This is a genomic window from Calditrichia bacterium, from assembly GCA_020634975.1.
Classification (GTDB): domain Bacteria; phylum Calditrichota; class Calditrichia; order RBG-13-44-9; family J075; genus JACKAQ01.
The window spans coordinates 3,303,990-3,330,040 of sequence record JACKAQ010000001.1; the positions used below are offsets into that span (position 1 = coordinate 3,303,990).

Below are 26,051 nucleotides of genomic sequence, written 5' to 3' on the forward strand. Positions count from 1 at the left end.
AACTGAAGGCAGCGTAATTCAATTTATTTGTTGATATAATTTACGTCGCTAAATTGTTGAAAATCTTTGTCCTGTGTCCAGAGTTTCGCGTTATGCATTCTTGCAGTTATCAAAATAATACTATCTGCCATTGGCAGTTTCATATCGTAGCTAAGTTTCGCAGCATCCAGCGAAATTTTAGGAGTTACATCAACCACTTTTCCTTGCCGTAAAATGGCAATTGCCTCAATGGCTTTGTCCTCACCACGTTGGGATAGTACAACTTTAAAAACTTCAAAAATATTAATCGTTGATACGATAAGATTATCTGTATCCTCGATGATCGGTGCAAAAAAAGATGCGTTATTCCCATCAGCAAAATATTCTAACCACCCGGAAGAATCAACAAGATTCATATGCGATCACTTTCACGGTTGACAGTTGTATCAATTCCTTTCAAAAATCCCCGCATCTTTTTTACATCAACCAAAGGAACAATCTCGATCCTGTTTTGGTACGGTATTAATTGAATTTTTTGGCCAACCTGAATATCAAGCACATTGCGAATCGCCTGCGGAATCACAATTTGGTATTTCGATGATACTGTTACGGTAACCATACTTACCTCTGTTTTTACAAAAAACTTATCGATCAGAAAAATGTAAGTCAAGTGAAATGTTTGTTTCAATTAATTCCAAAAAATACCGCATATGGGCAATTGTGCTGCGGGGTTTTAAAGTTGTAGCTTGTCTCATGAACTTTCATAAACCCATTCAGGAGGAATTGACATGAAACGTTGGCTACAGGCTTTATTCTTTTTGGCGTTTTCGGCAGCGGCGATGGCACAGCAAAATGACGTGCCGAATCCCGGATTTGAAAATTGGACGGGCTTTTTACCGGATGGCTGGTATGTGAACAATCCCGGCGGAAATGAGCCGATCAGCCAATCCACCGATGCGCGCAGCGGTTCTTTTGCGATGAGAGGGGAAACACTCGATTTTTTTGGCAATCCCTACCCACCGGGATTTTGGGCCGGCAGCATCACAAGTCAGTTGGTGCCGGTATCATCCAATTACGATAATTTAACCGGTTATTATAAATATTCGCCGGCCGGCGGCGATACGCTGTTTATTACCGTCAATATTTTCGATGTCAGCAACAATCTGCTGGGCAGCGGTTACGCCCGTATTTTCGAAACCAAAACCAGTTACACAGCTTTTGAAGCGCCCATCGAGTATGTTCAATCCGGCGTTGCGGATAAGGCATCGATTGTCGGGGTTATCCTTCCGGAAGCCGGACAATTGCCGGCAATCGGCACCGTATTTTTGCTGGACGATCTGAAATTTGACGGTGCTGTCGGCATCCGGCCGATTGCGGATGGGCAAATTCCGGGGCAAATGGCATTGCGACAAAATTACCCGAATCCGTTCAATCCTTCCACAACCATCGAGTTCAGTTTGCCAGAGGCAACTTCTGCAAAATTAACCATTTACAATATGCTTGGTGAAGTGGTGGCAACGCTGGCTGACCAGCCTATGGCGGCTGGAAGCTATCGTTACGAATGGACAGCGGATAATTTGCCGAGTGGCATTACATTTACCGGCGAAGCGGCAATTTTCGCAAGCAAAACTGATTCTGGCGCGGTAAATCCACTCAATACCGGATCAAAGCAATGAAATCTGAAACAATGAAAATCACGAGGATCATCGGCAGCGTTTATTTTGCGTTGTTGGGTTTTTGGTGCTGCTTTACTGAACTGGCGTTCGGCACCGGGAACGTTTCCTGATGCCTTTTACGGACTAATGCTCACCATTGGAGTTGCTGTTTCATTTGTGCGGATGCGTCCGGGCGGATGGCTCATTTTTCTCGGCGTGGGGATTTTTTGCGTTGCCCAATTCTTCAATCCCCGGGAAATTTCGCTCATTGGCTGGTTGGTCAGCTTCATTATTTTGTGCTCCGCCGGTGATTTTCGGATATTTGTTTGTCGGCATTCGGTCGCATACAATGGTGTTAATCACAAATTCATAATAATCAACAGGATATCGTATGAAAAAATTCAGCCTAATTTTGATGTTCCTATTGCTGCTGCCTGTTGCATCGCCGCTTGTTGCTCAGCAAGATGTGGACGGTTCGGCGGATCATCCGCTGATCAGCCGCTATCCCGGATCGCGGATTGGCTGGTGCGATGTGCAGGAATTTGACCGTTACAAAATAGCCGTTAGCTGGTTACCGGCTATCGCCATATTGAAGATTGGCTGCCGGTTGAGGGTAAAGTCACCCGTATTTATTACGAGCTGTCCGGCACGCACAGCGTTACAGAAGTGTATCTGAATTATCTCAACGCCATCAAAAAAGCGGGAATGGAAATTGTGGCGGAGGGCTTGCACAGCAAAGCGAACATTGCCAAAAACATTGGCGGACGCGGCTGGCTGCTGGTGCATTTTCGGGAAATCCGTTACCGCCCGGACAGAATGTTCAGCTGCTGAACGGATCATCCACTGCGGGTGGTTCCTGTTTTGTGGCGGGAAAACTGACGCGCAACGGTGCAACCACTTACGTTGTCGTCAGCGGAACACAGTTTCGCGATGATATGGTGTTGTTTATGATCGACGTTATCGAAGTGAAGGCGGCGGAAGACGATCTCATTATCATCGATCCCGATGCGATGCTGCGCGAAATTGAGATGAACGGAAAAGTTGCGCTTTACGGCATTTATTTCGATACCGGAAAATGGGATATCCGCCCGGAATCCAACGAAACGTTGGCAGCCGTTGCCACTTTGCTGAAAAATAACCCCAAAATGAAGCTTTACATCGTCGGGCACACTGACGATACCGGCGGATTGCAGATGAACCTGGATTTGTCCAAAAACCGTGCGCAATCGGTTGTCAAAACGATGGTGGAAACATACGGCATTGCGGACAACCGGCTCGCAGCATTCGGCGCGGGACCGCACGCCCCGGCTTCAACCAACCGCACCGCCGACGGTCGCCAGTTGAATCGCCGGGTTGAACTGGTCGAACAACTGCCGCAATAATCGGGAATTGTGGAAACCGATTGATTTTTGTCACAACGGCACAGGTCGATTGAACATAGTTTTACGCGCACTAAGGTGTTGTTTTTGAATCATTAAAAATATGTAATTTTAAAAGGAGTTATTGTATGAAAAAGTCTATTTTTCGAATGTTGTTTTCGCTGATTGTTATTGCACTGATTGCCGGATGTAGTGACGATGATTCCACCAATCCAGATAATTCCGGTAATCTCGGAAATCTGGTTGGTACTGGAATGCCACAGAATTCACCTACACCAGCAACGCCAATCCTTCCGATCAATACGATTTTTTATCAACCGGTGTTAGTGTTGTTTTTAAGGTAGAATCGGATGGCGATTATACAGTAACCATCGGCGTTCCGGGATTTCCTGCCCAATCGTTTAGCGGAAACCTGAATGCGGATAGCAATGGCGATATTGAAATCGACGACGATCCGGATATTCAGGTGACGGTAACCAGCACAACGCTGACCATCGTTGACCCGAACGAAAGCTGGGATTTTGACGAGGATGGCACAGATGAACCGGCAACCTTGCGTCAGGTTTATACGAAACAATAATTTCGCAAGCTATTCATTCACCGGTGCAGAAAGCAACATACTTTCTGCACCGGTGATAATTTGAAAAACCTATCTTGTTATTTTATTACGACTTACCTACTCCTGAAGATTCTAAAAAATATGACGGTCAATCAGGCTGATTGATTCGACAACATTTTCTGCCAATCGATATTTTGATTCATTTTCATTTTCAAAAACAGGATTAAAAAATGATACGATATTCACTTCTGCTTTTATTGCTTTGTTTTTCATTTCAAATCAATGCGCAAAATGAGCCGGACAGCCATTCGCCAATTGTATTCATTTATGATGCAAGCGGCTCTATGTGGGGGCAATTGCAGGGGAAAACGAAGATGGAAGTGGCTGTTAGCGTGTTGTCGAATTCAATTAACAATCTTCCGGAGAATCAGGAAATCGGGTTTGTGGCATACGGGCACAGAAAAGAGGGCGATTGTCAGGACGTTGAATTTTTGATAGATATCGATAATTCATCAAAATCAAACGTAATTGAGGCATTAAAAAAAATAAAACCGCTGGGCAAAACACCGTTAGCATTTTCTGCATTACAGGTGATCGATCGCCTGCGAACGACCCAAAAGAAGGCCACCATCATTTTACTTACCGATGGCATAGAATCCTGCAATGGCAATATTTGCGATGTTATTAATGCCGCCAAAGCGGAAGGAATTGATTTCAAACTTCACATCATCGGTTTCGGGTTGAAAGCGGGTGAAACAGAGCAGCTGGAATGTGCCGCAGATGCGGGTGGTGGAAAATATTATGACGCAGCAGATGCCGGCTCTCTCAGTGACGTAATGAATGAAGCAACAGCAACAACGGTCGATAAACCTGATGGCAATTTCACGGTTTTTGCAATCAAAAATGGAAAACCCATTGATGCATATGTAAAAGCTTATCGCGCTGGCACGAAAAAGGAGTAGATGTAAAACGAACTTACGCAGATACCGCAGCTTTATATTTGCCTGCCGGCAACATACGATTTGGAAATTTTCCCTTTGGGTGGCAGCGATGTTCATGCAATCACGCTCTCAAATGTGCAAAGTTTTGATGATTCGGTTGCACACAGAACCGTCAGTTTTGACGCTGGGAAAATAAAGGTGATCACCCAAAACAACGGGGAAGGTTGGGATGCGGTTGTTAGTGTAAATGCCATGTCCGGCGGAAAAAGGGTTGCCAATGGGCGAACCTACGGAAAACCAATAGAATTGGAATTGAATCCAGGATTGTATTCTGTGGAAATGAAGGTTTTGAATATTGATGGTTTGGCAACTTCGCATGTTATTGAAAATGTTGAGGTTAAAGCAGCAGAAACCCGTGAAATTACCCACAGTTTTAAATCGGGAGTTGCTATGATCGGAGCAACAAGCGCAACCGGATTGGTTGATGCTGTCGTTCGAATTGTGGATGTGAGTGGTAACAAAGCGATCGCGAACGGACGGACGTACTGAAAGAATAACAATCCGAAAAAATTTATTCTCAATCCGGGTAATTATGAAATCACATTAACCACATTGGGCGTTCACAAAGGTAAGAAGAAAGCTTTAACATTACTGTAAATGAAAATGAAACCATCACCAAAATAATAACATTTTGATATCATGAAAAAATTATTCCGTCCATCCAGTTTGTTGCTCTATTTTTGACAATTTTCATCTTTTTTTGCGGGCATGTTGGTTGCCGGATTGACCGGCGCTGCCAAAGGGCAGGGTCTTGCCGGTGGCGCGATCGTTATTGGATATGGTTTTATCACCGCGTGCTGCACATTTATTTTAGCGATTGGTGCAGCGTACACATTTGAAAATAATATCATCAAAAAAATCAACCGGGTGTTTTTAGGGGTTTTGGCGATGGTAGCTGTTTTTATCGCCTATCGTCAACTAACGCGGGTTGAAAAGGCTACAGAAACAATCAAACCGCCAACAGAAACAACCCGCCCCGCTGATGTAAAACCTCAAAAAACAGTGCCGGCGGACAGTCAGTAAATTTCGAGATTTTGTGCGTCCGAATTGAAAAACACCTGAATGTTGGATATTTCTCTAATGAACGGACGCAATCCGCAACTTCCTTTTTTATTGGGAAATAACCTGCCGAAGCGTACATTGTGCGCATGAAATTAACCGAAACACTCTCGATATTTGCAGTTTGCGCACCGGGCATTGAGCCGGTTTTGGAACGCGAACTGCGGCAATTATTTGCCGAATCGCCGGTTTTGGCGAGCATTAAAAAAGAAGAAGGCGGCATCAGCTTCCGGGGCAATTTTGCGGATGTGCAACTGGCGAATCTCTGGCTGCGCACTGCCAGCCGCGTGTTGATTCGCGTTGCCAGCTTTGTGGCCGGCGGCTTCGACCAGTTTCGTCAGAAATTCGGGTTGGTGCCGTGGGAACGCTATGTGCTGCCGGAAATTCCGCTGCAATTTCGCATCAGTTCCTACAAATCGCAGCTCTATCACACCGAGGCGATTGCCGAACGGGCGCAGGAATCCATCGAAAAACGCACCGGCGTGCCGGTATTGCGTTTTCACGGCAGCGACGAAGACGCGGAAACACCCCAACGCATTATCATTCGCTTTTTCAAAGATCGTTGCACAGTCAGTCTGGACAGTTCCGGCGATAATCTGTATCGGCGCGGCTACCGGCTGGCGGTCGCCAAAGCGCCGCTTCGGGAAACCTTTGCGGCGGCGATGCTGTTGGCATCCGGTTGGGACGGGCAATCGCCATTTCTCGATCCGTTTTGCGGCTCCGGTGCCATTCCCATCGAAGCAGGACTGATTGCCGGAAACATCGCACCGGGTATTTTTCGCAAATTCTCGTTTGAAAACTGGGAAACATTTGTGGACGACGATTGGCAGCAAATCCGCAGTGCCGCGGAAACATTGCGCCGGGAAATTGTTGCGCCGATAGCCGGTGCAGATCGCGATGCCGGCGCCGTTCAATATTCGATCGAAAACGCCGAACGTGCCGGATTAGCGGATGCGGTCACATTTTCCTGCCGCGCTGTCACCGACAACAAACGATTTGGCGATTCGAACGGCTGGATCGTCACCAATCCGCCGTATGGCACGCGCATCCGCCACAACCGCGATTTGCGCAACCTGTTTGCCGCATTCGGGAATCTCTGCCGGGAAAATTTCTCCGGCTGGAGTTGCGGATTTTTATGTACAGAAGAAGAACTGGTTCGCCAAACCCGGCTAAAAATGGAACCAAAACTGGCATTCAGCAACGGCGGTATTTCCGTAGAATTTTTTGTGACCAAATGATGCGTGATCGCTAAACGTTTATTCATCAGATGAGAATTGCATTTATCGCCGGAAAATTCTTGAAATTCCGCACAGGCTGTGCTAACTTATTTTTTAAAATGCGACATTTGGGGTTAACTGATTGGGCAATCAGTCCGGGCGAATGTGCGCGATGCATCGTTCGCAACCGAGAACCACGTTATGGAGCATTGAATGAAAGTGTTTATCAGTTCGACCTACGAAGATTTAGCCGAATACCGCATCGCCGTGCGCGATTTTCTAAAATCCCTCGAACACGAGCCGCTGATGCTGCCCTCACCGGTTGATGACGACATTCCCGATTACAAAAAACTGATCGACGAAACCGAAGTATTTATTGGTATTTACGCCCATCGCTACGGCATTTTGCCAAAGGGCGATGAGCAATCGCTGATCGAGCAGGAATACCGTTACGCTGTTCAAAAAGGGAAAGATATTCTTTGTTACATCGTTGATCCGGATGCCGAGTGGCCGGAAAAATGGAAAGAGGACGACTTCATCAAACGCACCCGATTGGAAGCGTTTTTGGAGAATTTGCGGAAAGATCACCCGGTTGCCAATTTCCGCGAGCCGCAGGATATTTTGCGGCATTCCCGCCCGTTTCTCGATCAATTCAGCGATATTTACGATCGGCTGAAGCATCTGCACAACTGGTCGATCAAGTTGCCGGAAACCCAAAAGCTGGCCAAAATTGCCGAACTTGCCAAACAGTTCCAGTCGCAAACGCTGAACGGACATGCCTTTCAATTGGCCAGTTTGCTGATCTCGCGCGATTTTTTGATCAACAAAAACGATCCCGCTTATCCGCTGATTGACGATGTAGAAAAGCTGCTCAAAAACGAATTGAGCGCGGTGGCCTTTGCAGAAAACGCGCCGTCCGGTTATTCGATTGAACAGGTGATCAGCAGCAACGGCATCCCGAAAGTGGCGATATTTGCGGTGCCCGCGCTGATTGTCGGGTTGCTGTTGGGCGCATTTTTCTTCTCCGGACCGAACACTGCATCAGCACCGGAAAAAGCAAAACCGGTGATGACACTGGCAGTAAATGATTCTGTCGAAACTCCAACTACTGCCGCCGAACAGAAAACGGAAACACCGCCGGAAACGGAAAAAGCCGCACCAAAACCCGCCGAAACGGCCCAAAAACAGCCGGAAAAACAGAAAACACCATCGGAAACGGAATCGGTGAAATCGACGCCGGTCACGACGCCGGCAATCGCGGAAACCCAACCGGCGAAAGCTGAACCGGAAAAATCAACTCCCGAAACCGCGTCGCAACGCAGCGAATCTGCCCAAAAAACTACGGAAGAACAGCCGCAGCCCATCGCTCCGGCGACGGAAAATTCCCGCCAATCACAACCGGTTGCGCAATCGACACCGCAACAACCTGCATCGCAACCGGAAAGTCAGCCAGTTGTCGACAACCGTCCCGGTGCGCGGATTATCCAGCCGGAAAATCTGGTGGTTTGCGCCGATGTCAATCGCGATACGCGTATGCCGGAAGGCGTTGCCGATACGCTGAGTGCCGGCACCATCTGGATGTGGGCACGCCTCACGACCGATCGTGCGGACAGCATCCGCGCGGAGTGGTTTCTGGATGGCGAGCGGCTCGGGAGCAAATCCGCGAATATTCCAGTGGCGAGTCCCGGCTATCGCATCTATTTTTCGCGATATATCGAAGAAAACCGCAGCGGCGCCGGAAAACTGGTGCTGTTCAACGGCAACAATGAGCAAATCGGAGAGCGCAATTTCTGGATCGCATCCGCCGGAAATTGATTCTTTTTCCTGCCGAAATCATCAAATCCGTGATTACCCATCGCTTTTTTATCGCTTTGCGATATAGCAAAGGCTTTTTGTATATTATCCATCTTGCAACTACTGCAGGATGGCTTATACATTTGGAGAATGACGATAATGGCAGAACCGAATAAATCTCGCCGAAAGGCAATTGAAGAAGATTCCGTATCCGGAAAAATTTATGATCGACGATTACTAAAACGGCTGCTGAAATACGGCAAACCGTATTGGGCGATGATTGTGCTGGCTGTTGCGATGATCATTGTTGCCGCCGGAATGGAAACGCTCGGTCCCTTCCTCACCCAAAAAGCGGTGGATGAATACATTATTCCCGGGCACAACGATGGATTGTTGAGCATCGTGCTGCTGTATATTGGCGTGCTGATCAGCATTTTTATTATCCGCTATTTCCAGATTTTGCTCACCCAATACGTCGGGCAAAAAATTATTTACGATCTGCGAAACGAGATTTTCACCCATTTGCAGAATCTGCACCAGCAGTATTTTGACCGCAATCCGGTCGGGCGGCTGATGACCCGCGTCACCTCCGATGTGGAAGCGCTAAACCAAATGTTTACACAGGGTTTGGTGATGATTTTTGGCGATATTTTTCTGATCATCGGCATCGTGATAATGATGGTTTCCATCAATGTTGAACTGGCGTTGTGGACATTTTCGATCATTCCGCTGCTCTTTTTCGCCTCATTTTTGTTCCGGAAAAAAGTGCGCAGCACCTACGGGCAAATCCGTTTTTTTATCGCGCGGATCAATTCGTATTTGCAGGAGCGTATTTCCGGGATGGAAATTGTGCAGTTGTTCAATCGCGAAAAAGAGGATTATCGCCGCTTCGAAAAGATCAACTGGGATCACACTGACGCGTTTATCAAAACCATTTTTTATTATGCGCTGTTTTATCCGGCGGTAGAATTGATCAGCGCGACAGCGCTGGCGCTGATCATTTTTCGCGGCGGCTGGTTGATTGAGGAAAATTTTGTCACTCTCGGTGTGTTGATCGCGTTCATTCAATATGCCCGAATGTTTTTTCGTCCGATCAGCGATTTATCTGACAAATACAATATTTTGCAAGGCGCGCTGGCGTCGTCGGAGCGGATTTTCAAATTGCTGGATACCGTACCAAAAATCGAATCGCCCCGGAACGGGCACCGCGAATCGCAGTTGCGCGGCACGATCACATTTGAAAATGTGGAGTTCGCATATGACAAAGAGCCGGTGCTGCACGATATCAATTTGAGCATTCCGATGGGCAAACGATACGCGCTGGTGGGACACACCGGCTCCGGCAAAACCACGATGATCCGGTTGATCGGGCGCTTTTACGATGTCCAAAAAGGCAACATTTTAATGGATGGCGTGGACGTTCGCGAATGGGATGTGCAATCGCTGCGCCGCCGGATGGCTATTGTGCTGCAGGATGTGTTTCTGTTTTCCGGCACCATTTTGGATAATATTCGCATGGGAAGTAATGATATTCCTGAAGATAAAGTAATCGAAGCCGCAAAGCGCGTAAACGCGCACGAGTTTATCAGCAAATTGCCGGAAGGCTATCATTCGCGGGTGAAAGAGCGCGGCAGCAACCTGTCCGTCGGGCAAAAGCAGTTGATCAGCCTGGCGCGGGCGCTGGTGATCGACCCCGATATTTTGTTGCTGGACGAAGCCACCGCCAACATCGACAGCGAATCCGAAGCGCTCATTCAGCAGGCGCTGGAAGTGGTGATGAGCAATCGCACCGCCATCGTTATCGCGCACCGTCTTTCCACCATCCAGCACATGGACCAGATTGTGGTGATGCACAAAGGGCGCATCCGCGAAACCGGCACCCATCAGGAATTGCTGAAAGCGCGTGGTTTGTATTACAAATTGTATCAATTGCAGTATCAGGAGCGCGGGAAAAGTATCCGGGTGGCGTAGGTTCAAGAAAAAAAAATGCCGCAAAGATCGCAAAGGATTTGAAAGAAAATTATGTTGTTTTTGAGGGTTTACCTCTGTGATACTCTGTGGCTCCGTGGCAAATCGTTTTTAATTTAAAGGGAGCGGAGATAATGGCAAATCTCAAATTTTACATCGTTGATGTGTTTGCCGAGGGCAAATACGAAGGCAACCAGCTTGCCGTGGTTCGTGGGGGCAGCAATCTGCCTGACGAAACACTTCAGAAAATCGCCCGCGAAATGCATTTTTCGGAAACCACCTTTATTATTGATGAACAGCCGGCGGTGAACGGCGGTTTTCCGGTGCGGATTTTTACGCCGGAGGAGGAAATCCCGTTTGCCGGACATCCCACGTTGGGCACGGCATTTATCATCAGAGAGAAAATTTTGCGACAGCCGGCCGATAAAATTTTGTTAAACCTGAAAGCCGGGCAAATTCCGGTAGATTTTCCCGAAGACGGCAGCGGCGTGGTTTGGATGACCCAATTGCCGCCGGTATTCGGCGAATTTCACGATGCGCTGGACATCGCCAAAATGCTCACGTTGCCGAACGACGCCATCGATTCCCGCTTTCCCTGCCAGACGGTTTCCACCGGAACGCCGTTTATTATCGCGCCGGTAAAATCGCTGGATGCGGTAAAAATGGCACAGCTAAACCGCAGTTTTTATTTCGATTACATCAAAAAGAGTAAAGCCAAATCCATCCTGTTTTTTGCGCCGGAAACCTATCACGAATCGAACCAGTTGAACGCGCGGATGTTCGCGGATTTTTACGGCGTGCCGGAAGATCCGGCAACCGGCAGCGCCAACGGCTGTCTCGCCGGCTGGCTGGTAAAATACCGCTTTTTCGACAGCGAAATTATCGATGTCCGGGTGGAGCAGGGCTGCGAAATTCATCGCCCGTCGCTGCTCTATTTGAAAGCGGATATGGCGCCTGCCGGAATAAATGTACACGTCGGCGGAAAAGTGGTGCCGATTGCGGAAGGTGTGCTGGTTTAACCGCCTGTTGCCCATTCGTGAAAATTCGTGGCAAAAAGCTTGCCCGAAAACGGAAATCGATTTACAATCCCCCAATATTTTGCTATTTTTTCAGATGCTGAATTTGCTGAAAATCCGTTGCTCAATTGGCGTTGCGTTGGCGTTGTGCGCGATGATTTTACCGGCGTGCGTGCCGGATGCGCCGCGACTCAATCCGTTCGATCCCGGTTCGGGCAGCGAAGCTACCGCCATTTCCGGCCGCGTGTTTACCTATTACGAACCGCGCCAACCGCTGGCTGGCGTTTTGCTGCGTCTGCAACCATTGAACATCGCCGCCGTAACAGATGCAGCCGGAAATTTCAGCTTTGCCAACGTTCCGGCGGGTGATTACCAGCTCATCGCCAGTGGGGAAAACTGGTCTGCCGATACAACATCGGTGAGCGTTTCCGCCCAAAATTTGCAGCAGGAACGCACTTTTTTTCTGAATGCGCTGCCGCGAGTATCGCGATACCGCTTTTTCAGCGAACACATTGACCGGATTTTTCCGGGCGAACAATACATTGCACGGCTGTCCGTGATTGCGGAAGATCCCGACGGTCCCGGCGATATCCGCGAATTGCATTTGGAAATTCCCGGACTCAGTTTCGCCCGGCAACTGGCGCCAACCGCGCGGGTCGATTCGTTCACCCTGACCATCGAGGACATCGAATTGCCGGAAAACAACCTGTTTTTGCTCACGGAATACGAATGCAACATCATCCTTTTTGACGATCCCGGTGCGCAAGTCAGCGACGGGCCGTTCCGGCTTTCGCGGATTATTGAGCAAAAACCGTTGCCGCTTTCCCCGGCGCGATTCGACACAACCGATGCGCGTCCGCAATTCCAATGGCAGCGATTTCTGGTGCCGTACCAGTTTTCCTATCAGGTTGATATTTATAATCTTATCGCCGGAATTCCGGTGCTGGTCGGGCAGCAAACACTGGCAGATCCGTTTACGTCGCAGTGGCAATCCGTCGATTCGCTGGCGGACGGACAATATTACTGGACGCTCGGCGTCCGCGATTTGCTCGGTAATTTCAGTCGCTCCGAGGAGCAATATTTTTTGATCCGACAGTGAAATTTCACAACCAAAAATGGAACCGCTCGTGAACATTTCCGAACAATATTTGCAGGCGTTGGTGGACATCAGCCGCGAAATCAACTCGATTCAATCGCAGCAGCCCTTGCTGGAAAAGATACTGGAAATCGCCATCCAGCAGCTTTCCGCCGAGCGCGGATTTGTGCTGCTGAAAGATGCGGAAACCGGCGAACTGCAATCGCGCGCGGCGCACATTCCGCCCGGCGAATCGCAGCAGCCGGACGAAATGATTTCGCAAACCGCGCTGAACAGTGTCATCGAAAAACAACAGCCGATTCTCACGTTCGACACGCTCAGCGACGCCCAGTTTGATGATTCGCAGAGCGTGGTGGCGCACAAAATCCGTTCCATCGCCTGTGTGCCGTTGCTCCAAAAAGGCAAGCTCATCGGCGCGATTTACATCGACAGTCGCGGGCAAATCGCCAGCTTCACCCGCCAAAGCCTCGACTTTTTGAACGCGTTCGCCAATCAGGCAGCCATTGCCATCGAAAATGCCCAATTTGTGGACGCCCTGCGTCGCGAGAATGATCGCTTGCAGCAGGAAGTTCAACAAAAATATACATTTAAAGAGCTTGTCGGCGAAAGCCAGGCAATGGAAGAATTGTTCCATTTGATGACCCGCGTGCTCAACAAAGACACTACAGTGCTCATCACCGGCGAAACCGGCACCGGAAAAGAGGTGGTTGCGCGGGCAATTCACTTCAACGGCACGCGCAAAGACAAGCCGTTTGTGCCGGTCAACAGCGCCGCGATTCCCGAAAATTTGCTCGAAAGCGAGCTGTTCGGCTTCAAAAAAGGGGCGTTTACCGGCGCGAATGCGGACAAACAGGGGCTCGTCCAGCTCGCCAACGGCGGCACGCTGTTTTTGGATGAAGTAGGCGAATTGCCGCAACATCTGCAAGCCAAATTGCTGCGTTTTTTGCAGGAGCGCGAAATCATGCCGGTCGGCGCGGGCAAAGCGGTTCCGGTGGATGTGCGAATCATCGCCGCAACCAACCGCGATCTCGCCGAAGAAGTGCGCCAAAATCGCTTCCGGGAAGATTTGTATTATCGCCTGAACGTGATCCCCATGAACCTGCCGCCGCTCCGCGAACGCCGCAAAGACATTCTGCTGCTGGCGAGCCATTTCCGCAAAAAATTTGCCCAGAAAATGCACCTCGATATCAACGAATTTACGCCGGAGGCGCTGAAAAAATTGAGCGGCTACCATTGGCCGGGAAACGTTCGCGAGCTGGAAAACGTCATCGAACGCGCGATGATTCTGGCGCAGCCGCCAGCCATCACCGACGACGATATTTTGCTCAAAGAATTGCACGGCAAACAGGGCATTCAGGCGGGCATGTCGCTCGACGAACTTTCGAAAACGCTGCTCGAAAAAACCCTGGCAGCCTGCGAAGGCAACAAAACCCGCGCCGCAGAAATGATGGGCGTTTCGCTGCGCTGGATTCATTACAAAATTAAAGAATGGCAATTGGATGATTCCGATTGAACGCCGGTTCTCCCGCTATGCTTCCCTTTGACACCATCGAAAATATTCGCCTGATCGAACAGCGATACGAAGGACCCAACACATTGGTTTTTCTGGGTTTGGCGAAAAAGAAAAATCGCCCGCTGTTCGTAAAATTGCTCAAACCGCAGTTCGGGCAACAGGCGCAATTGGTGCAGCGATTCCAGAAAGAAGCGAAAACCTGCGCGCAATTGCAGCACCCGAACATCGTAAAACTGGAGCAGTTTGGCGTTGCCGGCGATTACCATTTTCTCGCGCTGGATTGGGTGAACGGGCAAAATCTGAAAGAATTTCAGCAATCGCAACCAAGCTTGCCGCTGGCGGCAATTCGCGAAATTCTCCGGCAATTATTGGCTGCGCTGGCGTATGCGCACGGCAAAGGGATTGTCCATCGCGATGTGAAACCGGCCAACATTTTGATCGATCGCGGCGGTACGGTGCAACTCACCGATTTTGGCTTGGCGCGAATTTTGGTCGATACCGAGTTCACCCGGCAAAACACGCTGCTCGGATCGCCTGCGTATATGTCGCCGGAGCAAATCACCGGCGAATCGCTGGACGGGCGCAGCGACCTGTTTTCGGTCGGCTGCGTGGCGTACGAACTGCTCACCGGAAAACAGGCGTTTGGCGGGGAAAATTTTTCGGTGTGCCTGCACAAAATTATCAACGAAACGCCAGTTGCGCCGGAACAACTGCGCGACGTGTGACTACCGGGTGGATGGCGTTCATCGAAAAACTGCTGGAAAAACGCGCCGAAAATCGTTTCGCCGATGGCGAATCTGCACTGGCTGCGCTGGAACATCTGCCGGTGGAAAGCGATTTTAATTTCGCTGATTTTGTGCAAACCCATTTTGAAAATCTGCCGGAAACACTGCCCGAAAGTATTGCAAAAACAACAAGTTCGGGAAAATTTGGAAAAGCTGCAATCGGCGTGATTGCGGCACTGTTGCTCATTGCTGCGGTTGTCTGGGGCAGTTTTGGCGATGCCGAAAAAGCGCCGCCGGAAACGGCGAATTTGCTTAGCCCGAATATGGCAAATGCCATCGGCGACAGCGCAGCGAAAACGGATTCTATCGCAACAGTTGCATCGCCGCCGGAAAATATGCCAGAAACCGTCGCGGAAAATCGTTTGCCGGAATCGTCGGCGAATACAAAAATGGACAATTCGCCGCCGCAAAACGAGCCATTTGTTCAGCGCGATGCCGCAGAAGATTCCGCGGCAAAAGTAGTGCCGGATGATTCAATCCAATCCCAAGCGGTGCTGCCATCGTCGCCGGAAAATTTGCCCGCAACCCTGCGCATCCGGGTGGAGCCGTGGGCATTTATCGAAATTGACGGTGCGGCAATCGACTCCAAAGCCACTGCGCTGGATGTGCCGCTGGCAGCGGGGGAACATCGTATCGTTTTCCGGCACCCGTCGTTTCCGCCGCAAAGTAAAACCGTGCAGCTTGCGCCGGGCGAAAATCGCGATGTCATTTGGTCGTTTTTTGATCTCACCGGATATTTGTGGGTTGAGGTTCGCCCGTGGGCGGAAATATATGTTAATAATGAATTTATGGACAGCTCCCCACTCAAAAAACCGATCACACTACCCGTCGGGGAGTATCTGCTGGAGCTGCGCCATCCGCAGTTACAAACCTACCGGCAAACCATTCGCATCGCTCCCGGTGATACAGCCCGGGTGCGCCAGGTGCTCAGTCCGTAGCCAAAATGCTCCAATTACCAAAAATCCGTTGCCAAAAAAACGTGCCGGTTCTATATTTGCGAATCATGAGGCAAACGATATTTTTGATGATTTTTTTGTGTGGATTTATGGGTGATTTGTGGGCGCAAACCACCGCCACACAACCGCTGGTGAACCAACTTGCAGAATCATACAACAATTTTAATTACGAAGAAACGGACCGTTTGCTGGGCATCGCGCTGGAATCGATCGGTCAATTTTCCCGGCGCGACCAAACCCGGATTTTCGAAATTGCCGCCATTCGCAGTTTTCAAAATGATGATGTGTTGCAGGCTGAACAATATTTTTATCGCCTGTTGGAAGGCGATCCGTCGCACAATCTCGATCAATTATCCACCCCGCCGAAAATTATGGCGCTGTTCCAGAAAACCAAAGTGGGTTATCTCGAAAACCTCAACCGGCGATTGAGCGCGTTGGAGCAGGCTGTTTTTGAGCCGCAAAAACCGTGGCGTTCGCTGGTTTTTCCGGGATGGGAGCAGTGGCATCGCGGGAAAAAAACGCGCGGTGCCGTTTGGGGTGTTGCCGGTGCGGTTGTGCTCGGCGGAACGGTTCGGGCAGTTTTGGACAGCCGCAACAAAAAGGATGAATATCTGGCGGAAACCGATCCCGTTCGCGCCCTTGAAAAATATGATGACTACAATTCTGCCTATCAATCGCAATTTTATTGGGCGTACTCGCTCGCCGGGATCTGGATCGCCAGCCATCTTGATGCCGTTTTTTTCTCCGAACCGAAAACCCGCACAACCGTGAGCGTGAATATTCTCGCGCGACCGGATGCGGCGTTGGCCGGTTTTCGCCTCAATTTTTGAAATCAAAACTTAAAAACGGAGCAGCCATGCGAACCATCGTTTTTGATGTGAACGAAACGCTGCTGGATATTTCTGCGCTCGATCCGCATTTTGAGCGAATATTTGGCGATGCCGCGATTCGGCGCGAGTGGTTTATGCAGGTTATTCTCTCTGCGATGACGCTCACCGCGCTCCAAAAATATACCGATTTTGGCAGCGTCGGTCGCCACGCGCTGACGATGGTCGCCGCCCGCCGAAATATCGCGCTTTCTGAAAAAGATGTTCAGCAAATATCGCAAAACATGCGCAAGTTGCCCGCCCACCGGGAAGTTCCGGCAGCGCTGGAACGCCTCAAATCCGCCGGATTCCGGCTGGTCGCGCTCACCAATTCCAGCGCGGATATGGTGCAATCGCAACTTTCATCTGCAGGGATTATCGATTATTTTGAAAAAGTGCTGTCGGTCGATGGCGTGCGCCAATTCAAACCTGTTCGGGAAGTTTACGAAATGGCGGCAACCGAATTGCATCTGCCCCCGCAGCAACTCATCATGGTTGCGGCTCACGAATGGGACACTTCCGGCGCGATAAATGCCGGTTGGTCTGCCGCGTTTGTGGCGCGTCCGGGGATGGTTGCCGGACCGCTTTCTGCCGAAACCGAGTTTTCCGGTCGCGATTTGCTGGAAATTGCGGATCAACTAATCGCAGCGGAAAAACCGTAAAATTTTCAAATCGAAAAGGGAGTAACCAATGGGAAATACAATAACAGAAATCGATAAATATTTGGCAGAGCTGCCGGATGACCGGCGGGTTGCGCTGCAAACGCTCCGCGAATTGATTCACACCAATCTGCCGGATGTGCTGGAAATGTGGGCATACAACATGCCGTCGTTTGAGCGAAACGGCATTATTCTGTCGTTTGCGTCGCAGAAAAATTACATGTCGCTGTATGTTTGCGAAACAGATTTGCTGGAAAAATATGCCGAACAACTCGCTCATCTAAATTGCGGGAAAAGCTGCATCCGCTTCAAAAAATTGACAGATTTGCCGATGGAAACAGTTTCGCGGATCATCGTCGAAGCCGCCGAAAGCACCGCCGCCAACCGTTAATTTGAAAAAAACACCGAAAGCGCCGCCAAAGATGCACCCATTTCGCCTGATATTTTTGCTGTGTTTTGCGATGATTTTGATCGCTTGCGAGCCGTTTTCGTCCCGCGAAAAAGCTGCGGCAACGTTCGTCGATGAACAGGTGTGCGCAAGTTGCCACGAAAAAGAAGCGGCGGAATGGCGCGGTTCGCAGCACGATCTGGCGATGCAGATTGCCAGCGATGCCACGGTTCTCGGCGATTTCGATAACGCGGTTTTGCGCACACTTCGGCGACACGTCGCGGTTTTACAAAAATGGCGATCAATTTTTGTTTTACTGAAGATAGCGGCGGAAAATTTCGCGAATTCCGCATCGAATATACCTTCGGCGTTTACCCGATGCAGCAATATCTGGTCGCGTTTCCGGGCGGACGGTTGCAGGCGTTGAGCATCGCGTGGGATGTGCCGCAGCAGCGCTGGTTCCATCTGTATCCGGACGAAACATTTGCGCCGGACGACGCGCTGCACTGGACCGGCGCATACCAAAACTGGAACACGATGTGCGCCGAATGCCACTCCACCAATTTGAGAATCAACTACGATTTTCCGGCGGATAGTTTTCGGACAGCCTGGGATCAGATCGATGTCGGTTGTCAGGCGTGCCACGGTGCGGGCAGTGCGCATGTCGAATGGGCGAATCGTGCCAAATCCGCCGGTACTGAAATCGACAAATCGCAAAGCCAATTGGCAAATCTCGCGACGGATGCCGACGCCCAGATTTTGCGCTGCGCACCCTGCCATTCCCGCCGCCATCCGGTCAGCCCGGACGACACATCGGCAAATTATTTCGATAATTTTATGCCCGAACTGCTCCGCGAACCACTCTATCATGCGGACGGACAAATTCTGGACGAAGTGTATGTTTTTGGTTCATTTACGCAAAGTAAAATGTATCAAAACGGTGTGAAATGCAGCGATTGTCACAACCCGCATTCTGCACGATTGCTGGCAACGGGCAACGCGCTTTGCGTGAGTTGCCACAATCCCGGCGGTAATCCGCGCTTCCCGAAAATGCCCGCCAAAAATTACGATTCGCCGGAACATCATTTTCACAAAACGGGTGGGGAAGGGGCGCTTTGCGTGAATTGCCACATGCCGCAGCGCAATTTTATGGTGATCGATCCACGCCGCGACCACAGTTTCCGGGTGCCGCGACCGGATTTGACCGTGAAAATCGGCACGCCGAATGCCTGCACCGATTGCCATTCGGACAAATCCGCGCAATGGGCGATGACCGCGACGGAAAACTGGTACGGAAAATCTGCAAATCCAACCCCGCATTTCGGGGAAATTTTTGCCGCAGCCCGTTCCGGGGATGCCACAATCGCGCCGCAACTTTTGGCAATTGCTGCGGATTCCGTAAAACCGGCGATTGTTCGCGCAACTGCGCTGGAATTGCTGCAACAATTTAGCGGAGAACATCTTTCGCGAGCGATAAAAACCAGTGCGATTGCACTGGAGCCGCTGATTCGCACGACTGCCGCAACTGCGCTGGCAGGATTGCCGCCCGAACACCGGATTGCCGCGGGTGTGGAAATGCTTTCGGACAAATCCGCTGCGGTGCGAATGGAAGCTGCGCGAAACTTGGCGGGATTGGCGGAACATTATTTTACGGCATCGCAGTTGCAACTGCGGCAAGCTGCGTTGGCGGATTATATCCGGTTGCAACTGGCGTCGTCGGCGCAACCGACCGCCAATTTTAATCTGGCGCTACTATTTGAAAATCTCGCCCAACCGGATTCCGCGATCATTTTTTATGAGCGAACGCTGCGCATCGACCCGTATTTTTCGCCCGCGTATCAAAATCTGGCGAATTTGCTCAATCGCAATCGCCAAAATGACCGCGCCGAAATAATTTTGCGACTGGGAATCCAGAAAATTCCAGGAAACGGCGAGTTGCACTATTCGCTGGGATTGTTGCTGGCGGAAGAAAAGCGGTTGGAAGAAGCTACTGCTGCGTTGCGCCGGGCGACGGAATTGTTGCCGGAATCATCCCGGGTTTATTACAATTATGCGCTGGCGTTGCAGCATCTCGGACAGTTGGATCTCGCGGAAGTTGTGCTGCTAAAAGCGCATCAACTGAATCAAAAAGACTCGCGGATTATTTATGCGATAGCAATTCTTTATGTTCAGCAAAATCAATTGGATAGCGCCGAAAAATTTGCGCAACAACTGGCTCGATTACTGCCGTCGGAACCCGGTGCGCAGCAATTGCTTCAGGAAATTCGCAATCGTAAATCAGCTCAATAAATTGGCTGAACAACTGCTCACGGAACGAAAAAGTCATTAAAAATACGAAGAGTGCAGACAGTTTTTTGCAACTCCCGGCACTCTTGACAAAGTAAAAATCAACCTTTTGCATCGGCGAGAAGTCCGGTGCGGAACTTGCCGAGCGATTTCAAGTTTTCAAGCAGGTTGGAAATATCTTCATTCGTAACTTCACCGGCTTCAAATTTTGATTCGAAATCAGTCAGAAATGCCGGTTTTTCCGAAAAATCTTTTCCCATTTTATGATGCCGGTGGCCTTTGAATTCGAATCCGGCTTCTTTCAGAATTTCCCTGCTTTCCCTGCCGCGCGGGATATCTGCCGCTTTCAATTCGTCAAACAGCGCTTTTCTGTCCGCCCTGCTCATATTTTCCGGATCATATTTGGACAAAATTTCCTGCATTGCAGCCTTCTGCTCACCGGTCATGGGTATCGGTTTGTCGCCGTGATCTGCTCTGTGATGATGATGTTTTTGCACTTTGAAACCGGCATCTCGCATAATGCTGCGGCTTTCCCTACCCAATGGGATATCGGCATCTTTCAATTCTTTGTACATCGCTTTGCGGTCAGCCTTGTTCATGTCCTCCGGGTTATATTTGGACAAAATGTCCTGCATTTGACCCTTTTGTTCATCGGTCAGGCTTACGGATCGCCCGTTATGGTGTGATTTGTGGTGATGATGTTTGGAATGAATGCCATGAACCATAATTATACCTCCTTGTATAAATACTGTTTTAGTGAAGGATAAACATCAATTAACCTGTTTATCAATTTGGTAATGCTAAAGTTATCGATCGTTGTTTCATTTAGTTTACAAAAAAATGTGGCGTTGAATATTTTTTTCAAAATTTGTTAAGATAAAATATTGCGTGAGTTGTTTCGAAAACGTGGAAGCTGTTGATTTTAAATGAATTACATGGACCGGTTAGTGGGTGATGAATACAAATTGGAAAGCCAAATAGAAAACCGTATCAGCAGCAGTGATACGGTTTATCAAATAAAATCAGTAATGGTTAATTGTAAAAAAATGCTGTCGCCACAACAAATGCCGGAGAGGGGAAAAAACTCGAAAGTAGCCCCAATGACCGGGAATTACATTTTCATCAGCGAATGAACGGTGTAACTGTTCAATTTATTGATGCCGTTTAATTCGACTAATTCGATCAGAAAAGCAACGCCAACGATATTGCCGCCGAGCCGTTCAACCAGCCGGCAAGTTGCCGCGGCTGTGCCGCCGGTCGCCAGCAAATCATCGACAACCAGCACATTATTGCCTTTATCGAGGGCATCTGCATGAATTTCCAGACTGTCCTGCCCGTATTCCAATTCATATTCTTCTACCAATGTTTCGGCAGGCAGCTTACCCGGTTTGCGAACCGGCACAAATCCGATGTTCAATTTATACGCCAGCGCTGCACCAAAAATAAATCCGCGCGATTCGATGCCCACAATTTTGTTGATTTCCTCGTTGCGAAACGGCGCGTACAGTTCATCAACCGATTGGGCAAATACGTCCGGTTCTTTCAGCAGTGTGGTGATATCCTTAAACTGGATGCCTTTGATGGGGAAATCGGGCACGTTGCGGATGTGCTTTTCAAATGTCGTCATGTTCAGTTTGCCTCCTCTTGACCGTGTGAAATGTTCCAGCCCTCGCGTTGGCATAATTCGGTGATGTGGGCTAAATGATGATTGCCATGCCAGGCGTATAAACCAATGTTTTTTCCGAGCTTAACGGTTCCGGAAACCGGGTGGTTGAAGCTGCGCTGCAGATCAGCTTCGTTCAGTGAACGGAGCAGCGCAACCAGCTTTTTGTGCAGCAGTGTCAAAAAATCGAGCGCATCGGAAACGGAAACAGCGTTGTATTCAGCGGTATTCGCCCAACCGACTTCGTCATACGGTTTGATGGTCGGGGCATCTTCGGTGAGCGCCCATTTGAATCGGATGAGGCTGTTCATGTGGCTGTCGCCGATGTGATGCACCACCTGCCGAACGGTCCATCCGCCGGGACGATAGGGCGTATCCAGTTGTTTTTCCGATAGTTGCGAAACCACATTTTGCAATCGCAGCGGCAGCGATTCAATCTCGCCGATCCATTGTTGCGCCTGCTGCATGCTCACTTCCCCGGAATATGAGAATTTTCCGATGGGATATTTTAATTTTTCCAGATCTGTCGGTGTCATTTGTTTTCCTTTTTTTGCCGCAAAGTTGCCAATTATTGTTTATTCAGCGATTGTTGTGGTTGAAAAAAATGAACCCCTCAGTCACTTCGTGACAGCTCCCTTTGGTAAGGGGAGCAAATACGTCTGATAGAACTTTTGCAGAAAATGGTCGCAACGGTCGTGACCGTTCCCATCGCAATATTTGGTTAGTAAGTGATGGTAAAATCCGAAAATTTACCGGTCGGTTCGCGCCAGTCTGCGTCGACGTGATCGACTTCGCCGCCCAGCGGTCCGCGCTGGATGTGCTTCATCAATTGCATCAGGCTGTTTTCCGGGCCTTCAGCGAATACTTCTACCGTGCCGTTTGGCAAATTTTTGACGTAACCGCCGACATCGCTCATCGCGTGTGCTTTGCGAAGCGTGTAATACCGGAATCCCACGCCCTGCACCACACCGTGCACGATCGCTTTAAATGCTTTGTGTTCCATATTCAAATGTAATTGTTGGCTGCCAAATAATCAAATGCTTGTTGAACTGCGCTATCCGGCGAATCGACCGGTTGCACGCCCGGAATTTCCGGCCACGAGCCGAGGCTGAACACCGGTTTGCCAAGCTGCATCGCAAATGCGATTTCCGAAAGCGTGCCGTATTTTCCGGCGATAGCGATGACCGCATCCGCGCTGCGGATGATCACAATATTCCGTGCGATGCCCAATCCGGTTGCCACGGGAATTTTCACAAACGGGTTTGCCGAAGCCGCATCTTCACCCGGCAAAATGCCCACAGTGATGCCACCGGATTCGAATGCGCCTTTGCAGGCTGCCTGCATAATGCCGCCGCGCCCGCCGCAGATCAAAATAGCGTTTCGTTCAGCAATCAGTTTGCCGACGCGTTCGGCAATTTGCGCTTCCGCATCCGTGCACTGGTTCCCGCCGATCACGGCTATGGTCGGTTGTTTCTGCATGCAGCGAATTTAATGCACCGGTCGGGTGCGCGAAACTATTTTTGACGATTTTGGTGCCGATTTGTCCAAAGTTCATTCCCGGATAAAAAAACGATTTTATATCATCCCATACCGTTATTAAATTACAATTCTGAAAAACTAAAGTGAGTGTGCGTGCCAGAACTTCCCGAAGTCGAAACAATCCGCCGGCAACTGCTGCCGATCTGCGAAAACGAGACCATCCGCGACATCCAATTCAGCGAATTTGCCGGTGCGTTGATGCAAAATTGCGATCCGCAATTGTTCCGCGATGCGCTCGCCGGACAGCGCGTCCGCACGCTCAGCCGCAAAGGCAAATACCTCATTTTTGAATGCGACGATGTGTTTCCGGTGTTCCATTTGGGAATGTCCGGCATTTTTTTGTTGCAGAAAAGTGAATCGAAATATCCGAAGCACATTCATGTCGAGCTTAAATTTGCGTCCGGTAAATTACTGTTTTTTCAGGATATGCGGCGATTCGGAAAAATCTGGTTGTATCGGGAATATCCGCAGTTGCCGAATCTGGGCATCGATCCGGTTTCCGGCGAACTGAGCGCCGCCGCATTCGCGGAATTGATTCGCCGCCGCGATATGAATGTGAAGCTGTTTTTGATGGATCAGCAATTTATCGCGGGCATCGGTAATATTTACGCCAGCGAAATGCTGCACGATGCGCAAATTTCTCCGCATCGCAAAACCAGCGATTTGTCCGATAATGAAAGGGACAAATTGTTCGGCGCAGTCGGGAAAATTCTCGGCGCGGCCATCGAAAAATTCGGCACAACCTATAGCGCATATCGCACCGTCAACGGCGCGTCGGGCGAAAATCAGCATTTTTTACAGGTCTATCAGCGCAACGGGCAGCCGTGTTATCGCTGCGGCGCAGAAATTCAAAAAATATCGCTGGGCAACCGCTCCACTTTTTTCTGTCCGGCGTGTCAAAAATAATGGATTATCAAATAAAATGAATATTGCAAAACAGGCAACCATTGCACTGCTGACCGATTTCGGCAGCGAAGACGGTTACGTCGGCGCGATGAAAGGGCGAATATTGACGGAGTTTCCCGGTACAACGCTGGTGGATATCAGCCACGCCATTCGCCCGTACGATATCCGGCAGGCGGCGTTTTGCCTGAACAACAGCTACCCGTATTTTCCGGAAAAAACCGTTTTTGTGGTGGTGGTCGATCCCGGTGTGGGCACGTCGCGGCAGGGAATCGTCATCAAAACCAGCCAATATTATTTTGTCGGGCCGGACAACGGCGTGTTCAGCTACGTTTTTCACCGGGAAGGCTATCAGGCGTTCCGGATCGATTTGAACGCGCTGCCGGATGATATCGCCAACACCTTCCACGGACGCGATGTGTTTGCGCGAATCGGCGCATGGCTGGCAGCCGGAAAGTTGCCGGAGAATGTGCTGTCACCCCAAAAATCGGTGCAGTCGTTCATCAAAATTCCCCATAAAACTGCGGGCAACCGGATGAATCTGGAAGTGCTGCACATCGATCATTTCGGTAATCTGGTGTTGAATTTGCACCGTCAGGATTGGCAGGTGCTGGAATCGCCCGAAACCTACCGGTTGGTGATCAAACATCTGGAATTTACGACGATCCGCGAAACGTTCGGCGATGTGCCGTCCGGTGAATTGCTGCTGCTGTGGGATAGTTCCGGCTATTTGCAAATCTCTAAAAATCAGGGAGATGCAGCAAAAACGCTGCAGATAAACGTCGGTGAAACGGCGCAATTATTCTTATGAAAAAGAGCGAAAAACCCAAAAATTACAAAGTGCATATTGCCATTTTCGTGCTGGCATTTATTTTCTGGTTTATGGTGAAAATGAACAAACCATACGATTACACGGTTGCGATTCCGCTGCATGTGATCAACAATAATTCGGAAACCTGGCTGAAATATCCGGCACCGGAAGATGTTCGGGTGGAGTTCAGCGGTCGCGGAATCGATTTGTTGCGATTGGGGTTTTACAACACGGCATACGAGATCGATCTATCGGCAGAAACGCAAAAATTCAGCTTCAATTTAACCGAACACCGGGAATATGTGCGCAAACCGCAAAGCATAGATGTTGAAGTAAAATCGATCGTCAGCCCGATCGAACTGGCATTTGATATCGATCAGCGCCGTGAACGTAAAATTCCGGTGAGCGTGAACGCGGATGTGAAAACGCAAAACGGTTTTATTTGTGTGAATAAAATTGCAGATCCGGAATCGATAATGGTAATCGGTCCGGCAAGTTTTATGGATACACTCTCCGTAATTCAAACAGAAACAAAGAGTTATCAAAATATCAATCTCGCATTTGACGACCGGTTTTCGATCAGGAAAAGCGAAGAATTTTTTGGCGAATACCAACCACAGCGATTGAAGGTGTTTTTCGATGTGCAGCGACTCGCTGAAAAAGAGATCGGCGAAGTGCCCGTAAAAGTGGAAAATGTGCCGGACAATTATCAGGTGATACCGCTGCCATCGCGGGTGCTGGTGTATGTAAAAGGCGGCGAAAAAGTACTGGCGGAAGCCGACAAAACGCATTTCAACGTGATCATCGATTTTCAGAAAGACTGGCAGCCGGGCGCCCGTCGGGTCAACGCCCGAGCGACCACGGATTTGAACGTATCGTATCTGGAAATTCGCCCGCAGAGTTTTGAGCTGATCGTCCAAAAACGCAACCGGTGAGCATCTCAAAACAAGTCGAACCCC

32 protein-coding genes are annotated in these 26,051 nt (G+C 49.5%); 23 read left to right on the top strand and 9 right to left on the bottom strand.

Features of this window, described 5'->3' with window-relative positions; translation table 11 throughout:
• Positions 1 to 23: 23 nt before the first annotated feature.
• Positions 24 to 395, bottom strand: coding sequence for a type II toxin-antitoxin system VapC family toxin (locus tag H6629_13240; protein MCB9068759.1), 372 nt, complete (start codon positions 393 to 395; stop codon positions 24 to 26).
• On the bottom strand, positions 392 to 598 hold the full coding sequence (locus tag H6629_13245) for an AbrB/MazE/SpoVT family DNA-binding domain-containing protein (protein ID MCB9068760.1): 207 nt from the start codon (positions 596 to 598) through the stop codon (positions 392 to 394). The genes H6629_13240 and H6629_13245 overlap by 4 nt, the downstream gene beginning before the upstream one ends.
• 169 nt (positions 599 to 767) lie before the next feature.
• Here H6629_13245 and H6629_13250 point away from each other — a divergent pair, with 169 nt between their 5' ends.
• Complete coding sequence (locus H6629_13250) at positions 768 to 1,655, top strand: T9SS type A sorting domain-containing protein (protein MCB9068761.1); 888 nt, start codon at positions 768 to 770, stop codon at positions 1,653 to 1,655.
• Positions 1,656 to 1,771: 116 nt separating this feature from the next.
• On the opposite strand, the gene H6629_13255 is transcribed toward H6629_13250, so the two are convergent.
• Positions 1,772 to 1,924 carry a hypothetical protein gene (locus tag H6629_13255; GenBank protein MCB9068762.1) on the bottom strand — a complete coding sequence of 51 codons (153 nt, stop codon included), beginning with the start codon at positions 1,922 to 1,924 and terminating at the stop codon, positions 1,772 to 1,774.
• A 101-nt stretch (positions 1,925 to 2,025) separates the two neighbouring features.
• Here H6629_13255 and H6629_13260 point away from each other — a divergent pair, with 101 nt between their 5' ends.
• The 4 genes from H6629_13260 to H6629_13275 all read left to right on the top strand — a co-directional run bounded on the left by H6629_13260 (position 2,026) and on the right by H6629_13275 (position 3,357).
• On the top strand, positions 2,026 to 2,310 hold the full coding sequence (locus tag H6629_13260; protein MCB9068763.1) for a hypothetical protein: 285 nt from the start codon (positions 2,026 to 2,028) through the stop codon (positions 2,308 to 2,310).
• A complete protein-coding gene (locus H6629_13265; GenBank protein ID MCB9068764.1) occupies positions 2,301 to 2,465 on the top strand; it encodes a hypothetical protein in 165 nt (54 codons plus the stop codon). Before H6629_13260 ends, H6629_13265 begins: the two co-directional genes overlap by 10 nt.
• Before the next feature lie 32 nt (positions 2,466 to 2,497).
• On the top strand, positions 2,498 to 3,016 hold the full coding sequence (locus H6629_13270; GenBank protein MCB9068765.1) for an OmpA family protein: 519 nt from the start codon (positions 2,498 to 2,500) through the stop codon (positions 3,014 to 3,016).
• A gap of 125 nt (positions 3,017 to 3,141) precedes the next feature.
• The gene (locus H6629_13275; protein MCB9068766.1) at positions 3,142 to 3,357 is read left to right on the top strand and encodes a hypothetical protein; all 216 of its coding nucleotides are present in this window, start codon (positions 3,142 to 3,144) and stop codon (positions 3,355 to 3,357) included.
• A gap of 347 nt (positions 3,358 to 3,704) precedes the next feature.
• Here H6629_13275 and H6629_13280 read toward each other — a convergent pair whose 3' ends face one another.
• Positions 3,705 to 3,845 (bottom strand): hypothetical protein, encoded by a 141-nt coding sequence (locus tag H6629_13280; GenBank protein ID MCB9068767.1) that lies wholly within the window; start codon positions 3,843 to 3,845, stop codon positions 3,705 to 3,707.
• Between the two features lie 71 nt (positions 3,846 to 3,916).
• On the opposite strand from H6629_13280, the gene H6629_13285 reads away from it, so the two are divergent.
• The 15 genes from H6629_13285 (at position 3,917) to H6629_13355 (ending at position 20,179) form a co-directional block, all read left to right on the top strand.
• Positions 3,917 to 4,534, top strand: coding sequence for a VWA domain-containing protein (locus H6629_13285; GenBank protein ID MCB9068768.1), 618 nt, complete (start codon positions 3,917 to 3,919; stop codon positions 4,532 to 4,534).
• A 60-nt stretch (positions 4,535 to 4,594) separates the two neighbouring features.
• Complete coding sequence (locus H6629_13290; protein MCB9068769.1) at positions 4,595 to 5,062, top strand: hypothetical protein; 468 nt, start codon at positions 4,595 to 4,597, stop codon at positions 5,060 to 5,062.
• Positions 5,063 to 5,281: 219 nt separating this feature from the next.
• Positions 5,282 to 5,596: a hypothetical protein gene (locus tag H6629_13295; protein ID MCB9068770.1), complete on the top strand. Its 315-nt coding sequence runs from the start codon at positions 5,282 to 5,284 to the stop codon at positions 5,594 to 5,596.
• Positions 5,597 to 5,721: 125 nt separating this feature from the next.
• Positions 5,722 to 6,870, top strand: coding sequence for a class I SAM-dependent RNA methyltransferase (locus tag H6629_13300; protein ID MCB9068771.1), 1,149 nt, complete (start codon positions 5,722 to 5,724; stop codon positions 6,868 to 6,870).
• Between the two features lie 192 nt (positions 6,871 to 7,062).
• Complete coding sequence (locus H6629_13305) at positions 7,063 to 8,664, top strand: DUF4062 domain-containing protein (GenBank protein ID MCB9068772.1); 1,602 nt, start codon at positions 7,063 to 7,065, stop codon at positions 8,662 to 8,664.
• Between the two features lie 138 nt (positions 8,665 to 8,802).
• A complete protein-coding gene (locus tag H6629_13310; protein MCB9068773.1) occupies positions 8,803 to 10,614 on the top strand; it encodes an ABC transporter ATP-binding protein in 1,812 nt (603 codons plus the stop codon).
• Between the two features lie 131 nt (positions 10,615 to 10,745).
• Positions 10,746 to 11,630 carry a PhzF family phenazine biosynthesis protein gene (locus tag H6629_13315; protein MCB9068774.1) on the top strand — a complete coding sequence of 295 codons (885 nt, stop codon included), beginning with the start codon at positions 10,746 to 10,748 and terminating at the stop codon, positions 11,628 to 11,630.
• Complete coding sequence (locus H6629_13320; GenBank protein ID MCB9068775.1) at positions 11,617 to 12,726, top strand: carboxypeptidase regulatory-like domain-containing protein; 1,110 nt, start codon at positions 11,617 to 11,619, stop codon at positions 12,724 to 12,726. The genes H6629_13315 and H6629_13320 overlap by 14 nt, the downstream gene beginning before the upstream one ends.
• A gap of 16 nt (positions 12,727 to 12,742) precedes the next feature.
• The gene (locus tag H6629_13325; protein MCB9068776.1) at positions 12,743 to 14,236 is read left to right on the top strand and encodes a sigma-54-dependent Fis family transcriptional regulator; all 1,494 of its coding nucleotides are present in this window, start codon (positions 12,743 to 12,745) and stop codon (positions 14,234 to 14,236) included.
• Positions 14,237 to 14,253: 17 nt separating this feature from the next.
• The gene (locus H6629_13330) at positions 14,254 to 14,961 is read left to right on the top strand and encodes a serine/threonine protein kinase (protein ID MCB9068777.1); all 708 of its coding nucleotides are present in this window, start codon (positions 14,254 to 14,256) and stop codon (positions 14,959 to 14,961) included.
• Positions 14,901 to 15,959, top strand: coding sequence for a hypothetical protein (locus H6629_13335; protein ID MCB9068778.1), 1,059 nt, complete (start codon positions 14,901 to 14,903; stop codon positions 15,957 to 15,959). Before H6629_13330 ends, H6629_13335 begins: the two co-directional genes overlap by 61 nt.
• Positions 15,960 to 16,045: 86 nt before the next feature.
• The gene (locus H6629_13340) at positions 16,046 to 16,807 is read left to right on the top strand and encodes a hypothetical protein (GenBank protein MCB9068779.1); all 762 of its coding nucleotides are present in this window, start codon (positions 16,046 to 16,048) and stop codon (positions 16,805 to 16,807) included.
• 26 nt (positions 16,808 to 16,833) lie between these two features.
• On the top strand, positions 16,834 to 17,505 hold the full coding sequence (locus H6629_13345; GenBank protein MCB9068780.1) for a haloacid dehalogenase type II: 672 nt from the start codon (positions 16,834 to 16,836) through the stop codon (positions 17,503 to 17,505).
• A 28-nt stretch (positions 17,506 to 17,533) separates the two neighbouring features.
• On the top strand, positions 17,534 to 17,893 hold the full coding sequence (locus tag H6629_13350) for a DUF1801 domain-containing protein (GenBank protein MCB9068781.1): 360 nt from the start codon (positions 17,534 to 17,536) through the stop codon (positions 17,891 to 17,893).
• A gap of 291 nt (positions 17,894 to 18,184) precedes the next feature.
• Positions 18,185 to 20,179, top strand: coding sequence for a tetratricopeptide repeat protein (locus H6629_13355; GenBank protein MCB9068782.1), 1,995 nt, complete (start codon positions 18,185 to 18,187; stop codon positions 20,177 to 20,179).
• Between the two features lie 98 nt (positions 20,180 to 20,277).
• Here H6629_13355 and H6629_13360 read toward each other — a convergent pair whose 3' ends face one another.
• From H6629_13360 to H6629_13380, 5 genes are all read right to left on the bottom strand, one after another.
• Positions 20,278 to 20,901, bottom strand: coding sequence for a hypothetical protein (locus tag H6629_13360; GenBank protein ID MCB9068783.1), 624 nt, complete (start codon positions 20,899 to 20,901; stop codon positions 20,278 to 20,280).
• 386 nt (positions 20,902 to 21,287) lie between these two features.
• Positions 21,288 to 21,803 (bottom strand): adenine phosphoribosyltransferase, encoded by a 516-nt coding sequence (locus tag H6629_13365; protein ID MCB9068784.1) that lies wholly within the window; start codon positions 21,801 to 21,803, stop codon positions 21,288 to 21,290.
• A 2-nt stretch (positions 21,804 to 21,805) separates the two neighbouring features.
• Positions 21,806 to 22,375 (bottom strand): putative metal-dependent hydrolase, encoded by a 570-nt coding sequence (locus tag H6629_13370; protein ID MCB9068785.1) that lies wholly within the window; start codon positions 22,373 to 22,375, stop codon positions 21,806 to 21,808.
• 185 nt (positions 22,376 to 22,560) lie between these two features.
• On the bottom strand, positions 22,561 to 22,842 hold the full coding sequence (locus H6629_13375) for an acylphosphatase (protein MCB9068786.1): 282 nt from the start codon (positions 22,840 to 22,842) through the stop codon (positions 22,561 to 22,563).
• A gap of 2 nt (positions 22,843 to 22,844) precedes the next feature.
• Positions 22,845 to 23,318 (bottom strand): TIGR00725 family protein, encoded by a 474-nt coding sequence (locus H6629_13380; GenBank protein MCB9068787.1) that lies wholly within the window; start codon positions 23,316 to 23,318, stop codon positions 22,845 to 22,847.
• A gap of 153 nt (positions 23,319 to 23,471) precedes the next feature.
• Here H6629_13380 and mutM point away from each other — a divergent pair, with 153 nt between their 5' ends.
• The 3 genes from mutM to H6629_13395 are packed head-to-tail and all read left to right on the top strand — an operon-like array spanning position 23,472 to position 26,027.
• Entirely contained in the window at positions 23,472 to 24,284 is an 813-nt protein-coding gene (gene mutM, locus H6629_13385; protein MCB9068788.1) for a bifunctional DNA-formamidopyrimidine glycosylase/DNA-(apurinic or apyrimidinic site) lyase, read from the top strand.
• 16 nt (positions 24,285 to 24,300) lie between these two features.
• Positions 24,301 to 25,092, top strand: a complete 792-nt coding sequence (locus tag H6629_13390; protein MCB9068789.1) for an SAM-dependent chlorinase/fluorinase — start codon at positions 24,301 to 24,303, stop codon at positions 25,090 to 25,092.
• Entirely contained in the window at positions 25,089 to 26,027 is a 939-nt protein-coding gene (locus H6629_13395) for a hypothetical protein (GenBank protein MCB9068790.1), read from the top strand. Before H6629_13390 ends, H6629_13395 begins: the two co-directional genes overlap by 4 nt.
• The last annotated feature ends 24 nt before the right edge of the window (positions 26,028 to 26,051 follow it).

Bases quoted from the DNA above. Each gene is read 5' to 3' on its own strand.
- H6629_13300 (MCB9068771.1), top strand. From the start codon at position 5,722: ATGAAATTAACCGAAACACTCTCGATATTTGCAGTTTGCGCACCGGGC.
- H6629_13295 (MCB9068770.1), top strand. From the start codon at position 5,282: ATGTTGGTTGCCGGATTGACCGGCGCTGCCAAAGGGCAGGGTCTTGCC.
- H6629_13350 (MCB9068781.1), top strand. From the start codon at position 17,534: ATGGGAAATACAATAACAGAAATCGATAAATATTTGGCAGAGCTGCCG.
- H6629_13250 (MCB9068761.1), top strand. From the start codon at position 768: ATGAAACGTTGGCTACAGGCTTTATTCTTTTTGGCGTTTTCGGCAGCG.
- H6629_13285 (MCB9068768.1), top strand. From the start codon at position 3,917: ATGTGGGGGCAATTGCAGGGGAAAACGAAGATGGAAGTGGCTGTTAGC.
- H6629_13365 (MCB9068784.1), bottom strand. From the start codon at position 21,803: ATGACGACATTTGAAAAGCACATCCGCAACGTGCCCGATTTCCCCATC.
- H6629_13395 (MCB9068790.1), top strand. From the start codon at position 25,089: ATGAAAAAGAGCGAAAAACCCAAAAATTACAAAGTGCATATTGCCATT.
- H6629_13305 (MCB9068772.1), top strand. From the start codon at position 7,063: ATGAAAGTGTTTATCAGTTCGACCTACGAAGATTTAGCCGAATACCGC.
- H6629_13255 (MCB9068762.1), bottom strand. From the start codon at position 1,924: ATGAAGCTGACCAACCAGCCAATGAGCGAAATTTCCCGGGGATTGAAG.
- H6629_13260 (MCB9068763.1), top strand. From the start codon at position 2,026: ATGAAAAAATTCAGCCTAATTTTGATGTTCCTATTGCTGCTGCCTGTT.
- H6629_13245 (MCB9068760.1), bottom strand. From the start codon at position 598: ATGGTTACCGTAACAGTATCATCGAAATACCAAATTGTGATTCCGCAG.
- H6629_13345 (MCB9068780.1), top strand. From the start codon at position 16,834: ATGCGAACCATCGTTTTTGATGTGAACGAAACGCTGCTGGATATTTCT.
- H6629_13370 (MCB9068785.1), bottom strand. From the start codon at position 22,375: ATGACACCGACAGATCTGGAAAAATTAAAATATCCCATCGGAAAATTC.
- H6629_13360 (MCB9068783.1), bottom strand. From the start codon at position 20,901: ATGGTTCATGGCATTCATTCCAAACATCATCACCACAAATCACACCAT.
- H6629_13280 (MCB9068767.1), bottom strand. From the start codon at position 3,845: ATGAAAAACAAAGCAATAAAAGCAGAAGTGAATATCGTATCATTTTTT.
- H6629_13315 (MCB9068774.1), top strand. From the start codon at position 10,746: ATGGCAAATCTCAAATTTTACATCGTTGATGTGTTTGCCGAGGGCAAA.
- H6629_13275 (MCB9068766.1), top strand. From the start codon at position 3,142: ATGAAAAAGTCTATTTTTCGAATGTTGTTTTCGCTGATTGTTATTGCA.
- H6629_13390 (MCB9068789.1), top strand. From the start codon at position 24,301: ATGAATATTGCAAAACAGGCAACCATTGCACTGCTGACCGATTTCGGC.
- H6629_13380 (MCB9068787.1), bottom strand. From the start codon at position 23,318: ATGCAGAAACAACCGACCATAGCCGTGATCGGCGGGAACCAGTGCACG.
- H6629_13240 (MCB9068759.1), bottom strand. From the start codon at position 395: ATGAATCTTGTTGATTCTTCCGGGTGGTTAGAATATTTTGCTGATGGG.
- H6629_13310 (MCB9068773.1), top strand. From the start codon at position 8,803: ATGGCAGAACCGAATAAATCTCGCCGAAAGGCAATTGAAGAAGATTCC.
- H6629_13325 (MCB9068776.1), top strand. From the start codon at position 12,743: ATGGAACCGCTCGTGAACATTTCCGAACAATATTTGCAGGCGTTGGTG.
- H6629_13355 (MCB9068782.1), top strand. From the start codon at position 18,185: ATGGCGATCAATTTTTGTTTTACTGAAGATAGCGGCGGAAAATTTCGC.
- H6629_13340 (MCB9068779.1), top strand. From the start codon at position 16,046: ATGATTTTTTTGTGTGGATTTATGGGTGATTTGTGGGCGCAAACCACC.
- H6629_13330 (MCB9068777.1), top strand. From the start codon at position 14,254: ATGCTTCCCTTTGACACCATCGAAAATATTCGCCTGATCGAACAGCGA.
- H6629_13375 (MCB9068786.1), bottom strand. From the start codon at position 22,842: ATGGAACACAAAGCATTTAAAGCGATCGTGCACGGTGTGGTGCAGGGC.